This window comes from Paenibacillus sp. JNUCC 34 (assembly GCF_058269055.1).
This window is the reverse complement of the sequence record NZ_CM177770.1, coordinates 3,387,871-3,401,948: the sequence shown is the minus strand read 5'-3', so window position 1 is coordinate 3,401,948 and position 14,078 is coordinate 3,387,871. Positions and strand designations below refer to the sequence as shown.

At 38.6% G+C, this 14,078-nt stretch carries 12 protein-coding genes and 2 pseudogenes; 10 read left to right on the top strand and 4 right to left on the bottom strand.

What is annotated here, in order from left to right:
* The first annotated feature begins 22 nt into the window (after window positions 1-22).
* On the top strand, window positions 23-430 hold the full coding sequence (locus tag AC2TF5_RS15935; protein WP_491298068.1) for a MerR family transcriptional regulator: 408 nt from the start codon (window positions 23-25) through the stop codon (window positions 428-430).
* Window positions 431-463: 33 nt separating this feature from the next.
* The gene (gene glnA / locus AC2TF5_RS15930) at window positions 464-1,792 is read left to right on the top strand and encodes a type I glutamate--ammonia ligase (protein WP_491298067.1); all 1,329 of its coding nucleotides are present in this window, start codon (window positions 464-466) and stop codon (window positions 1,790-1,792) included.
* Window positions 1,793-1,895: 103 nt separating this feature from the next.
* Here the strand turns inward: glnA and AC2TF5_RS15925 are convergent.
* Window positions 1,896-2,402, bottom strand: a pseudogene (locus AC2TF5_RS15925) (site-specific integrase); the annotation flags it as partial.
* A gap of 1,425 nt (window positions 2,403-3,827) precedes the next feature.
* Between AC2TF5_RS15925 and AC2TF5_RS15920 the strand changes: the two are divergent.
* From AC2TF5_RS15920 to AC2TF5_RS15910, 3 genes and pseudogenes are all read left to right on the top strand, one after another.
* The gene (locus AC2TF5_RS15920) at window positions 3,828-4,862 is read left to right on the top strand and encodes a fibronectin type III domain-containing protein (RefSeq protein WP_491298066.1); all 1,035 of its coding nucleotides are present in this window, start codon (window positions 3,828-3,830) and stop codon (window positions 4,860-4,862) included.
* Window positions 4,863-5,076: 214 nt separating this feature from the next.
* Window positions 5,077-5,811: a hypothetical protein gene (locus AC2TF5_RS15915; protein ID WP_491298065.1), complete on the top strand. Its 735-nt coding sequence runs from the start codon at window positions 5,077-5,079 to the stop codon at window positions 5,809-5,811.
* Window positions 5,812-5,926: 115 nt separating this feature from the next.
* Window positions 5,927-6,792, top strand: a pseudogene (locus AC2TF5_RS15910) (ATP-dependent DNA ligase).
* Between the two features lie 165 nt (window positions 6,793-6,957).
* On the opposite strand, the gene AC2TF5_RS15905 reads toward AC2TF5_RS15910, so the two are convergent.
* Both AC2TF5_RS15905 and lexA read right to left on the bottom strand, forming a co-directional pair.
* Entirely contained in the window at window positions 6,958-8,874 is a 1,917-nt protein-coding gene (locus tag AC2TF5_RS15905; RefSeq protein ID WP_491298064.1) for an NACHT domain-containing protein, read from the bottom strand.
* Window positions 8,875-9,659: 785 nt separating this feature from the next.
* Complete coding sequence (lexA, locus tag AC2TF5_RS15900) at window positions 9,660-10,286, bottom strand: transcriptional repressor LexA (RefSeq protein WP_208914253.1); 627 nt, start codon at window positions 10,284-10,286, stop codon at window positions 9,660-9,662.
* Window positions 10,287-10,461: 175 nt separating this feature from the next.
* Here lexA and AC2TF5_RS15895 point away from each other — a divergent pair, with 175 nt between their 5' ends.
* From AC2TF5_RS15895 to AC2TF5_RS15875, 5 genes are all read left to right on the top strand, one after another.
* A complete protein-coding gene (locus AC2TF5_RS15895; RefSeq protein WP_491298063.1) occupies window positions 10,462-10,833 on the top strand; it encodes a LysM peptidoglycan-binding domain-containing protein in 372 nt (123 codons plus the stop codon).
* Window positions 10,834-10,989: 156 nt separating this feature from the next.
* Window positions 10,990-11,190, top strand: coding sequence for a DUF896 domain-containing protein (locus AC2TF5_RS15890; protein ID WP_491298061.1), 201 nt, complete (start codon window positions 10,990-10,992; stop codon window positions 11,188-11,190).
* Window positions 11,191-11,253: 63 nt separating this feature from the next.
* On the top strand, window positions 11,254-11,778 hold the full coding sequence (locus AC2TF5_RS15885) for a hypothetical protein (protein WP_491298060.1): 525 nt from the start codon (window positions 11,254-11,256) through the stop codon (window positions 11,776-11,778).
* Between the two features lie 46 nt (window positions 11,779-11,824).
* On the top strand, window positions 11,825-12,616 hold the full coding sequence (locus tag AC2TF5_RS15880) for an HAD family hydrolase (protein WP_491298058.1): 792 nt from the start codon (window positions 11,825-11,827) through the stop codon (window positions 12,614-12,616).
* 241 nt (window positions 12,617-12,857) lie between these two features.
* Complete coding sequence (locus tag AC2TF5_RS15875) at window positions 12,858-13,265, top strand: FixH family protein (protein WP_491298057.1); 408 nt, start codon at window positions 12,858-12,860, stop codon at window positions 13,263-13,265.
* Between the two features lie 111 nt (window positions 13,266-13,376).
* On the opposite strand, the gene AC2TF5_RS15870 is transcribed toward AC2TF5_RS15875, so the two are convergent.
* The gene (locus AC2TF5_RS15870; RefSeq protein WP_491298056.1) at window positions 13,377-13,913 is read right to left on the bottom strand and encodes an acireductone dioxygenase; all 537 of its coding nucleotides are present in this window, start codon (window positions 13,911-13,913) and stop codon (window positions 13,377-13,379) included.
* Window positions 13,914-14,078 lie beyond the last annotated feature (165 nt).

Below are 14,078 nucleotides of genomic sequence, written 5' to 3'. Positions count from 1 at the left end.
TCACTTGGAAGGTTGATGAGTTATGGGTGATGAGATCCGGAGAAATATGGCTTTATTTCCAATTGGTATTGTCATGAAGCTCACCGATTTGTCCGCAAGGCAAATTCGTTACTACGAGCAGCACAGTTTGATCGTACCTGCACGGACGTCAGGTAACCAACGGCTGTTTTCTTTTAACGATGTAGAACGTCTTCTGGAGATTAAAGCATTGATTGAGAAGGGCGTTAATATTGCGGGAATCAAGCAGGTGATGAATCCGGTAACGAAGGAATCGGAAGAGGCAACCGTTATTACACCTGACACCGAGAACAGACGCAGGGAAATGTCGGAATCGCAGCTCCGTCGCCTGTTAAAACAGGAATTGATTACGGCTAAAAGACCGGGTCAAGTGTCTTTGATTCAAGGAGAGTTGTCCCGTTTTTTTAAATAAATAAACAGATCTTTTGTGAGGGAGAGGATAGAGTTGAGTTTTTCGAAAGAAGATATACTGCGCATCGCCAAGGAAGAAAACGTTAGGTTTATCCGGTTGCAGTTTACCGATTTGCTGGGAACGATTAAGAACGTGGAAATTCCAGTAAGTCAGCTGCCTAAAGCTCTAGATAACAAAATGATGTTTGACGGCTCTTCTATCGAAGGCTATGTACGGATCGAAGAATCGGATATGTATCTTTATCCGGACCTTGACACTTGGGTCATTTTCCCTTGGGTTTCCCAAGACCGTGTAGCTCGTCTGATCTGTGATGTTTACATGCCTGACGGCAATCCGTTTGCAGGTGATCCACGCGGCATTTTGAAGAGATGTCTGAAAGAAGCGGCAGAAATGGGATTTACGTCTATGAATGTCGGTCCTGAGCCGGAATTTTTCCTGTTCAAGACAGACGAAAAAGGCAACCCAACAATGGAACTTAATGACCAAGGTGGATATTTCGACCTGGCTCCTACGGATCTTGGTGAGAACTGCCGCCGCGATATCGTGCTTACACTGGAAGAGATGGGCTTTGAAATTGAAGCATCCCACCACGAAGTTGCTCCAGGACAGCACGAGATCGATTTTAAATATGCGAATGCGATTAAAGCAGCAGACCAGATCCAAACTTTCAAGCTCGTTGTCAAAACGATTGCTCGTCAGCACGGTTTGATCGCTACATTTATGCCTAAACCGTTGTTCGGTGTGAACGGTTCAGGTATGCACTGCAACATGTCACTCTTTAATGGTAAAGAGAATATGTTCGTAGATGAAAGTGATGAATTGGGTCTTAGTGCGACCGCACGTCACTTTATGGCTGGTGAGCTTAAGCATGCACGTGCTTTTGCGGCTATTACCAATCCTACCGTAAACTCCTATAAGCGTCTCGTTCCAGGCTATGAAGCTCCTTGTTATGTAGCATGGTCTGCGAGCAATCGTAGCCCGATGATCCGTATTCCGGCTTCCCGTGGTCTAAGCACCCGTGTTGAAGTGCGTAACCCGGATCCGGCTGCTAACCCTTACCTGGCTTTAGCTGTAATGCTTAAAGCAGGTCTGGACGGAATCAAGCGTAAGCTTCCATTGCCAGCTCCGATCGACCGTAACATCTATGTGATGTCTGAAGAAGAGCGTATCGAGGAAGGCATCCCTAGCCTGCCAGCTAACCTGAAGGAAGCTGTGAGTGAAATGCTCCGCAATGAAGTCATCTGTGATGCACTCGGCGATCACGCTTTGGCTCACTTCTTCGAGCTGAAAGAAATTGAATGGGATATGTATAGAACGCAAGTACATCAATGGGAACGCGATCAATATATGACTTTGTACTAATAGCTGAAACCCTTGGCGCTCTAAGCGTCGGGGGTTTTTGTTTGTGTGGGTGAAATGATGCGGGGAAGGCAGGGGGATGAGGCGCCCACAAAACACCCACAATTTATTCAAGAATGTTTTTGAGGTGATTCTCAAACTTGTCCATATTCATGGCTTCAAGTTTTTTGGATACGTGAGCATATACGTCCGATGTAATTTGAATACTACCGTGACCGAGGCGCTCTTGGACATACTTCATGTCGGCACCGCTCTCAAGCAATATTACAGCGTGGGTGTGACGTAATGAGTGGATCGGTATCGACGTTAAGCCGGCACGCTTCAGAATCCTGGAGAAGGCATTAAAGAGTGATGACTTCGGCATAAAATTGCCGTCCTCACGGCACAACACTAAATTCAGGTCATGATGATATGCATCATTAAGCGCTAGTTTGTTTTGGTTTTGCCAATTCATATGGTAGCGCAGATCATTAGTCAATGATTGGCTCATTGAAATTTTACGAGTAGAGCGGAACGTTTTGGTGTCTCCAAATAATTCGCTTTTATCCTTCGCAGTGAAGTCCAGTGTTTCATTAATGGTGATCGTCTTGTTCTTGAAATCAATGTCGTCCCATTAACTTACTTAAGATATAGATTAGATAGCTATTTATGACCCTCTTTTAAGAGGGTTATTAATTTTGTGAATTAAAACAGTCTACACTAAAATAAAATGATAGAGAACGCAACCTAATATTAACTACACGAAGTTAATGTGATCAGCTTTTAATAATGATCAGGTAACATCTGTCGATTCTTTTGTTCCTGAAAAATATTTGTTGGAGTATAAGGGGGAATTTAGCTCTTTACGAGGAAACAGCAAAAGAGGCAGGTTTTTCTCTCCAGGGAAAATCTGACGCAAGCGAAAATGGAATAATCGATGCAAGTTCAGTTGTGAATTTGCAGCTACTTTGTTTTATATCAATGATGCTAATCTGCTTCTTCTACAACTGAAGGTTTGGTAGCTCTTGCAAATTATAATCATGAAAAGACATTTAACGACACATATTTGGCTTGGAATAAAGCCTATGTGTACGTTACTTATACCGATTCACATATAATTGTCGGCATACCTACAACAGGTTCTGCATTCTTTGGAGTTCACCCAGGACAATCATGGGAACATAATCAATCGAAATCTGATAGAGCTGTTCAAGTGAATTCGGGTAGAACTGGTGGTTCGGCGACTATCTATGGAACCTTAACTCTTAATTTTGGATTTGAAATAGCAACTAAAGAACTAGATTGTTACATAAGTTTTTAAGGAGCGATTATGTCTAAACGAACTAAAACAGTCATCTGGTCGGTTGTTGGATTGTTGGTCATCTTAATTGTTATTGGTATAATCCAATTCATCTTAAGTTAGTTTTTTTATGAAACAAATCAAAACACCTTCAAGTAAACTTGCCATGTCGTAAGGTATGTAAGTTAACCTTGGAGGTGTTTTTACATTGATACCATGAGCAGGCTAACCAGTCCAGTGCACATCCGCTAAGATTATTTTGCGTCTGTTTTACGTCTCTATACCGCGTCGACTTTATAAAACGATAACATATTAAAGTAGGGATACAGAGCTAAACGCTCGGGTGTCCCTGTTACCCCTTATCGTTGCAGGACTCGATTACATTGTGGGCTACGTGCCTAGGCGTTTTATCGCCGATGATGTAGCATGCGGGGAATGCAGTTAAGATCACTGCAAATTTTATTATGACCTTAATGGAGTCAGGCAGGTTCGAATCCCGCCAAGGTCATCAAAATTATTTTCATGGGATGCATATTCACTATAATAAGATTTGCACAATTTGTGGACAATCTGCAAAAATATAATAAAGCTAACAGCCTATTCCTTGAAGGATAGGTTTTTGTTTATTTAAATGAAAACGATTCATTAGGAATATGTGACTTAGGAACTATTTTTTACATAAATAGACGATTTTGTTTAGACAATTCTTTTTATGCAAAGTATGCTCTTAAACATACTTATTGTAAGGGGAGAGTAGATATGAAAAAAATTTTTACGTCTGTTTTATTTTCGTTTATATTGGTGCTTAGCTTTTCCGGAAGTACCTATGCAGCAAGTGTTGGACAAGCCTTAACAAATCCAGAAGAAGGTTGGAAAAGATATGACGATACCAACCAAGCTATAGAGTACGTGGGTGACTGGAGAACTCAGAACCACACTTCGTTTTATCAAGGATCAATGAAATATACACAATCATATAGTGGGTCAAAAATAAAGTTTGCTTTTGTTGGTTCCAAAATCAGATACATAGGAGTAGGGCATCCCTCACATTCAACAGAATTGGTAATTACGATTGATGGTGTAAGCGAAAAGTTCAGCCAAAGAACAAATGGTGTTGTTTACCAGCCCCTTGAGTATGAAAAAACAAATTTAGATTATGGTTATCATACAGTTGAAGTAGTCTCTAAAAATAGTTTTGGACCAAGGTTAGATGCTATTGACATTGATGAGACAGGGTATTTAGTTGATTCTATTGCTCCGCTCGATCTTAAGGCAAGTGCGGGAGATAGCCAGGTAACTCTAAGTTGGAAACAAGTAGATTCGACAGAAAGTTATGTAATTCACTATGGTACAGAGTCAGGTAACTATACAAAGAATGTGACAGTTACTAAAGATGTTTACCAAAACTATGTAATTCCAGAGTTGACTAACAGTAAAACATATTATTTTGTCGTAACCTCAGTTATCAATGGTGTAGAATCTGGATATTCAAATGAAGTATCGTCAACCCCTCAAGGAAATACAACTGAACCAGAAGAACCGACTATTCCTTCCGGAGATCGGGCAATCTTGATCGTTACAATGATAACTGGATTGGAAAAAGAATTTGATCTGCCGATGAGTGACATAACTTCATTTATAAATTGGTATGATGCACGTGATGCTGGAACAGGACCTGCTAAGTTTGCAATCAATAAATACACCAACAATAAAGGGCCTTTCAGCAAACGGACAGATTATGTGATATTCGATAAGATTTTAACTTTTGAAGTCAGTGAATATACAACTAAGTGATATGTAGACAACTGAAGCTGCCGAAAGGCGGCTTTTTTGTCGTATACCTGTCACCTATATTAAAAGGGATGAATATTGGATACCCAGTTAACTATTCGGCACGTAGCTAGAAAATAGCTTATTCCTTGTGAGATAGTGATAATTATGGCAAAATATATGAATTAAACGTTTTTAAACTCAGATAAAAAGAAAAACAATGGGGGATCGATCCATCTTGAAAAAACAACAGTTTCCAGACCGAAAAGACTTAACTTACTGGATAATTATGTTAATATTATTGATGATTTTTATTATCACATTATTTACGAGTAATCCGACCTTAGTTAATTCAAAATTATCTCTGGCCTCAACGCTCTCTTCAATTGCTTTGGCTATTGTGGCAATTCTGTTTTCTTTTTTTCAGTCCTCAGATAGTTCTAATCAAAATGCTGTTTTGACAGGAAAAATCAATGATTTAATAAACAACATAGATAGTTTGCAAAAAGTTAGTGACACTCTCGAGAAGCATAACGACAAGAAAATCAAAGAAGTTGATGACCTACAACTCAAAATTCAAAGTATAGTCGGTGATTTAGAAACCAAAATTGCAACAATAAAAGAAGATGCGGGTGATATACCCCAGAATATTGTTACAGCTAAAGAAGAAACCTTGCAAGAATTGGAGAATATTAAAAATAAAAATTATAGCAAAATATCAATTTTTGGTCCTAACGCTTTGCTTAATACTATTAAGTCATTAAAATCTGAGAATGGGCTTGTGCACATACAAGTACTGTGGGAAGCGATATATAATCATAAAATAGATGTATCAATGAGTGAATTAATAGCTATGTTGAAAACACTTGAAGAAAAAGGTAATATTGAAATATTAGGAGGGATAAACTCTCGAGGTTCCATAAGATTAAAAGATAAAGATGATAAGGTTTACTACAGCAATAAGAAACAATAGTGTATACTATTGGCATTTCCGAACAGTCGCTGATTACTCAGCGGCTTTTTAATTACAACACTTACCGCCTAACAATGGCCTAATCAAGCTATATAATTAGGTTGGAGGTGGTAAAGTGTTTATTTCTCCGATGTTACTAGAAACAGCTAATGGCCCATTTTGCCATCAGGATTATATATTTGAATTGAAGATTGACGGTCATAGGCTTATATTTTCCCAACAAGAGGGAAACATTCGTCTGTACACCCGACACTAGACGGATTGTACAGGGCAGTATCCCGAACTTCTTTATCCTTTTGACGATGACATCATACTGGACGGTGAAGTAGCTTGTATTGATGCAGAGACCGGTCGCATTGATTTTGAATTGGTAATGAATCGGTTTCAAGCTAAGAGGGCAGATAAGGTACAGCAACTAACAACTATTCAGCCAGTCACGTTTGTAGTATTTGATGTTTTGAAGTACAAAGGGATGGACCTACGGAAGATGCCACTAATGATGCGTAAAGAGATCCTGAGCGGTATAAAGATGCCAAATAAACACTTTGGAGTGATACCCTTCGTTGAGGCTGCTGGTGAGGCTTTATTTACTCAAATGGAAGCTCAAGAGCTTGAGGGGATGGTCGGGAAAAAACAAAACAGCATTTATGAAAGTCGCCGATCTGCTTCATGGCAAAAGGTCATAAACTGGACATATGCTGATGTGTTTATCACAGGGTACCGTAAGAAGAGTTCGGGTGGCTGACTTCAGTCGTCACAGAATCGGGACAGTTGCGGCCGACCGGTATTATAGAACTTGGTGTTCCGTCAAAAGTTAAGCAAGCATTTTACGGAGTTAGTACAGCGTTGGTTAGAGACGAGGATAAGAACTTCGTGCATCTTGAACCGATGCTTAGGGCAAAGGTAATAACGCGTAATTGGACTAAAAAAGGTATGCTTCGATCACCAGTATTTGTAGAATTTATTCAAGCTACCTCATGAATCGCTGATAAATGTGTACTGATACACGTTAGCTAAATCAAGAAAAACAGACCATATTTAATCTGGTCTGTTTTTCTGTAATAATTACGAATGCAATAATCCTAATTCATTCATAAAAGATGTTGCCAAGGGAAGATTTTATTATTTGAAAGCTTTGACTGTTGTTTATAATCCATTCAGGAAATCTTCAATTTCTATGCTTGATGAACTATGCTTTTTAACTATCTCAAGCATTCTTTCATGGTTGAGCATATGAAACCGTTCAATCATTATTTCAGTTACAAGGTTAAAGCAATCCCTAGAATTTAATCTGTTTTCAACATTATGATCAATCACTAAATTCTTTGGTGCTTCATTTGTAACTTGTTTTATAGGTTCGTATGGAGGAAGATCTGTTGTGACTAAATTATTACTTTTTTTATCTATAAGCAACTCAAAAATTGTATAAATTGATTTATTCCTTGATTTCATCATCATACCGATATCTCCGAGAAATGCACACACAGTGAATTCCTTATCTTTCATATTTCTTTGTAGTTCATTAATTAATGCCTCTCTATTATAAAAGCTGACTTTTGCGATATTAAATAATGTCGAAATCCTCTTACATATGTCAAATTCATCGGTTTTCGGATATGAGGAATAATTATTAAGCTCTTCCTCATAATATTGAATATATTCTCTAAATATTTCAAACAAGATATGTTTTTCAAAGGACGGATAATCAATATCATAATATAAATCGAATAAATTATAATAATCACGGTCACTCTTAAATAATGTTTCTAAAATTCGACCTTGGTATTCTTTAGAATCTATTTCAATGTATTTAGCTGCAAAATACTCCATAATAGATTTATGTTGCCATTTATAATAATTCCCTGCATTAGAAAAAAGAGGGACCGCATTGTGGCAGTCATTTAAAAAGTCACTCGAATTAAATTTTTTTTCTGTTGTATCTTTTTTGACGTTTTCAATTAATTGGAGTAGTTCATCTTTGTTAAACTCTATTGTATTTCTGCGTAATGACTCAAAGGCAACCTTACGTAGTACTCTATGAAATTCGTCCGAGTCAAGCTGTGTTTTCTTTTTTCTTATAAAAGAATCACCTTTTGATAGATCGTGATGTTCAAATAAGGCGTCATAAACATTCCTATAAAATAAATGCTTTTTAAAAGGAATTGTTTCTTTATACTCAAACCCTTTGTAAAGTAACGAAACCATTAATGGGTTTCCAAGGAAATCATCGAGTTGCTTTAAATTATTACCTTCATTTATTTTAGAAATCAATTTATCTACATATTTATTTTTTACATCATATTTATGAAGTAATTCAAATGCCTCTGATTCATTCAGCGGTTTAATGCTAAAACGTTGAAACTTACCAAAACTATTTAGAGCATCTGACGGTCTGGATGATAAAACAAAGATATTTTTGTTAGCTTTATCTACAAAACTTTGTATATCTCGAGTCACAAATTCTACGTTCTCAAATGTTACTTCGTCATAACCATCCAACAAAAAAATAAAATCTCCAATATCAATTAAATCAAGTACAAATTGTTTATCAAAATCGTGGTTTAGTGCATTTATATTTTTGATTATTTCATCTAATATTGAATTTTGGTCATTTAACCTTCTTAATTCTATAATAATTGGTATTCCGGAATTCTTTTTTATTACCGATAGAAACAACCATTTCATTAATGTTGATTTTCCCATTCCTGCTGAATCTTTTATCAATATAGTTTTGTATGTATTGAAAAAATCCTCATTATAGCTATCTATTAACTCTTCCAACTCTAAATCTTTATTATACAGAGTTAATGGTATGTATATGTTTTCAATTTCAATTCTTTCATCATTAAAGACTATTGTATTCATGAATCTACTATTATATGCAGCCTTTTCTAGATAATCTTGAAATTTATTAAAGAATACACTTTCTTCAATATCCCTTCTACGATTTCTATTTTTTAGAAAATTCTCTAATGACGGTTTCAACCAAGTATTAATTAATAGTCCTATAGATTGCTTAAGTGATTCTGTTGTTATGACGTCAAGTATATTAGATGGATTCATAAATGTGTATTCTCCTTGCTTTAATCTTATTTATAACTGTTCATTGAACGGAGTTATATCTATTCCAACCTATCATCACATCTCGCTATGATCTATGTGGCATATTATACCATTACTTTGTATTTAGGAGCAGAGTCTTATTGATAAGTAATACCCGCAAAGACTTTACAGTTTATCTGCTCTGGATGCTTAATAGTCTCACTTTAAAAGAAAAACAGACCCTTATTAACAAGGTCTGTTTTTGTATATTTAAAACGATTATTCTTTGAAAGTATTTGCCCCCAAAATGTCCCCCTGATTGCCCCCAAACTTAAAATAAAGGATGAAAAGCTATGAAAAGCTTGGAATCAAAAGTCGTGAATTACGCGCTATACAATGAAGGGAAAAATTAATTTGAAAGTCTTGACCATAAACAGAACGCAAGTACATCAATGGGAACGCGATCAATATATGACTCTGTACTAATAGTTGAAACCCTTGGCGCTCTAAGCGTCGGGGGTTTTTGTTTGTGGGGGGAACTTATATGAAGAAGATTGCATGGTTCTTTTAATTCTTGGGTTTAAAAATGTTGGACAATGGGTCCAAATAGGACCGAGTGATAGCGATATCGAAAAAAGGAGTTATAAACACGCAGATCGTGATTAAGAAAATTAAGTATTTCTATCTTTATTTCACTTATCATATTGACGAAAGAAGCTCATTTTTCATACATATGAAGATATAAAAAAGGTTACCGCTTGTCCAAGACAAGACGGTAACCTTTAATTAGTGTATTGAGATAAAGGCTAGTGGATATCTCTAAACACGCCGACAACTTTACCAAGTATGGTGACATGGTTTAAGCGAAGAGGCTCATATGTCGGATTCTCCGGTTGGAGACGGATGTGGTCTTTCTCTTTATAAAAAGTTTTCACAGTGGCTTCATCTTCCTCGGTCATAGCTACGACAATGTCGCCGTTGTCAGCGGTCTGTTGCTGACGGACGATAACATAATCTCCATTATGAATGCCAGCTTCAACCATACTGTCACCCATTACGGTTAACATGAATACTTTGTTGTCTCCTACAAAATGCTGCGGTAGAGGGAAATAGTCTTCAATGTTCTCTGTAGCAGTGATAGGAACCCCGGCAGTAACTTTACCGACGACAGGAACTCTGGAGATGGTGTGTGTGAATAAATTACTATTCTCCGATTCTTCTTGCCCGAGTAGCTCGATGGCTCTTGGCTTCGTAGGGTCACGACGGATTAAGCCTTTCTTCTCCAAACGGTCCAGATGACCATGTACTGTTGAACTGGAAGCCAGTCCGACAGCTTCACCGATTTCTCGTACGGAAGGCGGGTAGCCTTTGCTCCGAACTTCGTTGCGGATAAATTCTAATATCGCCTGCTGGCGGCTGGATATCTTCGACATTCCGTATCAACCCCATTTAGTAACGTTTGGGAAAATTATAACATAGAACTTCCGTTCGCACAAACATAAGTTCTAAAAAAATAAATAGAACAACCGTTCGCAAAAGTATTGAATCAAACAAGTGTTCGTGTTATATTAAAATCCATAAGAGAACACTTGTTTGGGGGCGATGATTATGTTGAGATACACTACATACCGCAGTATTTATGAAGGACAGTTTCGGGAAGAGACACATAGCCAGGCTTCTCTATGGAATCGTACGGTGGAGTTGATTAAGTCACGTGGGGCAGGTAAATTGATGCTCATACTGCTGATTGTTGTTTTAGGATGTACTGGTGCATTCTCTGTTTTTGCCGGGGGATTGGAGAAACCGACAGCAGAGAAGAATATTATTGTGCAGCCTGGTGATTCGCTCTGGAGTATTGCAGCGGCTCATAAGCCGAAGAAGATGGACACAAGGGTATACATCAGCTCTATTAGGGAAGTTAATGAGTTGAAAGGACCGGATATTCAAGCTGGAGATGTATTGTCGTTACCTCTATGGTGAAGGATATGGTATACCGATACGGAATTCATAATCTGTTAAAATAATGGTATTATATATAGAAGAGTACATGTACGAGCTTGGTAAGGAGAGGTTTCCTTGACAAGCTCTTTTTGACATGTCAAAGTTAAGAATGAATTTTTTATTGGAGGCGAAGGTATGGATATCGATGCTTTAATAGAACGTATAAACGTTCTGGCGAGAAAAAACAAAAATGAAGGTTTGACGGAGGAGGAACAAAAAGAACGTTCCGATCTTCGTGAAGTCTATCTTAATAATCTTCGGAGAAATTTCCGACAGCAGTTGGATTCAATCGAATGGGTAGATGAGGAGAAAGACGGTCCTGGTTTGAAACATTAAACTATTTCTGCTTGTCAGCTCAAGAGATCTATAATATGAAGTTTAGCGAAGAGGGGGAGACTCATGTCTCGTTCATGGGAAAGAAAAGTTAATAAGAATATGTCTCAACTTAACAAGCAGCGTAAGAAGCAGGGACAAGCAATACTTGGAACGACGAACACATCATCCAGTGATGGAGATGTATTTAAAGGGCGTAAATACGTTCTGCCAATCATTTTGCTTGCACTAGCTGTTCTTTATGCGCTGCTCGGGATGGCTACAGTTGATGCGGGAGCAGGCAGTAAGACAATGAACTACATCGGAGTCAGTTTGTATATTTTGTTGGCTTTGATGATTTTTTTGCGGAAACCATACTTAAAAGTAGGACGCAGCACAGTATCGACTTTCAAATTTAACCGCGAACGTAAACTGACTGCATCAGAGATATCCAAAATCAGAATTTTGCAAGGTTCTGTTGTCATCGAGAATAAAGCTCGCGGCGGAAATTGGGTGTTCTCGCGTCTGATTAACCGTTATGATACAAAAGCGATGGGGGAAAGACTGGAGCAATTTGCGAAAGTCAATCAAATTCCAGTAGAGCACGAATAATGGATTGGCCTGCTATTTTAGAGGGCATGTAAAGGGAGATGGAGAGATGCCGGCATCTGCGGTACTGTTTGACCTGGATGATACGCTATTATGGGATGAAAGAAGTGTAGAGGAAGCATTTGAGGTAACTTGTAAGGCTGGAGCGGAAAGCACCGGAATCGATGCAACCGCTCTGCTCACAGCCGTTCGAAGCGAAGCGCGCTCTTTGTACGAATCCTATGACACCTTTGCATTTACGAAAATGATCGGCATTAACCCATTTGAAGGCTTGTGGGCGAACTTTACAGCAGGTGATCAACCGGAGTTCCGACGTCTTCAGGCGCTCGCACCTGTGTATCGTAAAGAATCATGGCGTAGAGGGCTGAAGTCTTTAGGAGTAGAGAACGATGAACTGGCTGAAGAGCTAGCAGAACGGTTTGCTGCTGAACGAAGAAAGCGCCCGTATGTGTATGATGAAACGTTTGATGTACTGAAAGAGTTGCAGAATAGTGTTAAGCTGCTGCTTCTAACGAATGGCAGTCCTGATTTGCAGCAGGAAAAGTTGGATGGAGTTCCAGATCTGGCACCTTATTTTGATCACATCGTCATTTCGGGCGATTTCGGAAAAGGTAAACCGGATGCATCTATTTTTACCCATGCTCTTGGTTTGCTGGGGATTGAACCGGAAAATGCTGTGATGGTAGGGGATAAGCTGACTACCGACATTAAGGGTGGAAACGCTGCGGGATTAACAACGGTATGGATCAACCGGACGGACCGTCCGAAAGATTCCTCCATTATACCGGACTATGAAATTCAGAGTTTGTCAGAGCTTCATGACATATTGTCTTCTTTGTAATTTTGGTCAATTCATAAAACATAACAAGCTTAAAAGACAAGAGCAAGCCGGACGTCTCACATATTGATGTGGAGGTTACCGGCTTTTTTTATGTTTATTTTCTGTGACAAATGTCACAGAATTGTAAGTGAATGAATATGTTAGACAGTTTAAATAGATGTATAATGATGGAACAATTGAAGAATTAGGAAAAAAATATAAAAAAGGTATTACATATGATTTCTAAAAGTAGGTGGATATCGTGAAAAAGAAAAGATACGCTTTGATTTCCGCTATGATTATGGTAGCAATCGCCCTAGCAGCCTGTAGTGATAGCAATTCAGACAAGAATGAAGAGCTAATGATGATGGATCCGATCATTGTGGACCTGACATTGAATGCCGAAACGGCTGCTGTCGGGGAGAAAGTGATGATCCAAGCGAAGGTGACCCAATCTGGTGAGCCTGTCGAGGATGCAAACCTTGTTGAATTTGAATTCACACTTGAAGGTGGAGGTAAGCAGGCAAAAGTACCGGTAAAGCATTCACAAGGTGGAAGTTACGAGCTGGAAAAGACGTTTAAAGAACCGGGAACTTACCGGATTGTATCACACGTAACTGCGCGTGGACAACACTCTATGCCGATGAAAGAGCTTAAAGTAACTGAATAGGTTTAGGGGTGACAGATAAGATAGACTACCCGCGAACTAAAACAGCAGCCTTGACATCCAACTGGATGACTAAGGCTGCTGTTTTTATACAAATAAATGATACAATAGCTTTTATTGAAAGCCTGGATCAGCAACGGGATGGGCTACCCATCCATTCTCTTCAATAAAAAGACGTACAGCAATGATTTGACGATTATCCATCAAGGTGAAGAAATGTGGTGTATTTTCTGGTACGGAAATAACATCTCCCGGTTCGAGCTCAACATTGAAGTAACCGACGTCATCGGCACCTTTGATAATGAAAATACCCTTACCACCTACAATCGCACGGATTTCATCTTCTGAATGCGTGTGTACTTCTTCGAATTTCTTCAAAAGATCTTCCAGATTAGGCGTCGACTCGGAAAGAGTGATGACATCCCAAATTTTATATCCACGGCGGGAGGCCAAATCACGGATTTCTGCATCATAAATACCGAGAATGCGTTTTTTCTCCTCATCGGTCAAGGCGAAGTTTGTCTGCAAGTCTTCCGGCAGCTTTTCAATGTTCCAGTGCTCATAAATAACTTCCTGTTTGTTCAAAAAATCCCGAACATTATCCACTCCGGTAATCCGCTCGTTCGTGTTACGAATAACGATTTCTGCCATATCATATCCCTCTTTCTCCACTTGGATTAATAAGTATTATAGCCTCGTCATCGTTATTTGTCATTAGAAAAATATCAATTAAGGCTGAAACGGCGCACATTTCCTCAGATCTCGTTCTTTTCTATTGAAAAATATTCTGTTACACTAAGATTTAACGTTTTGCGG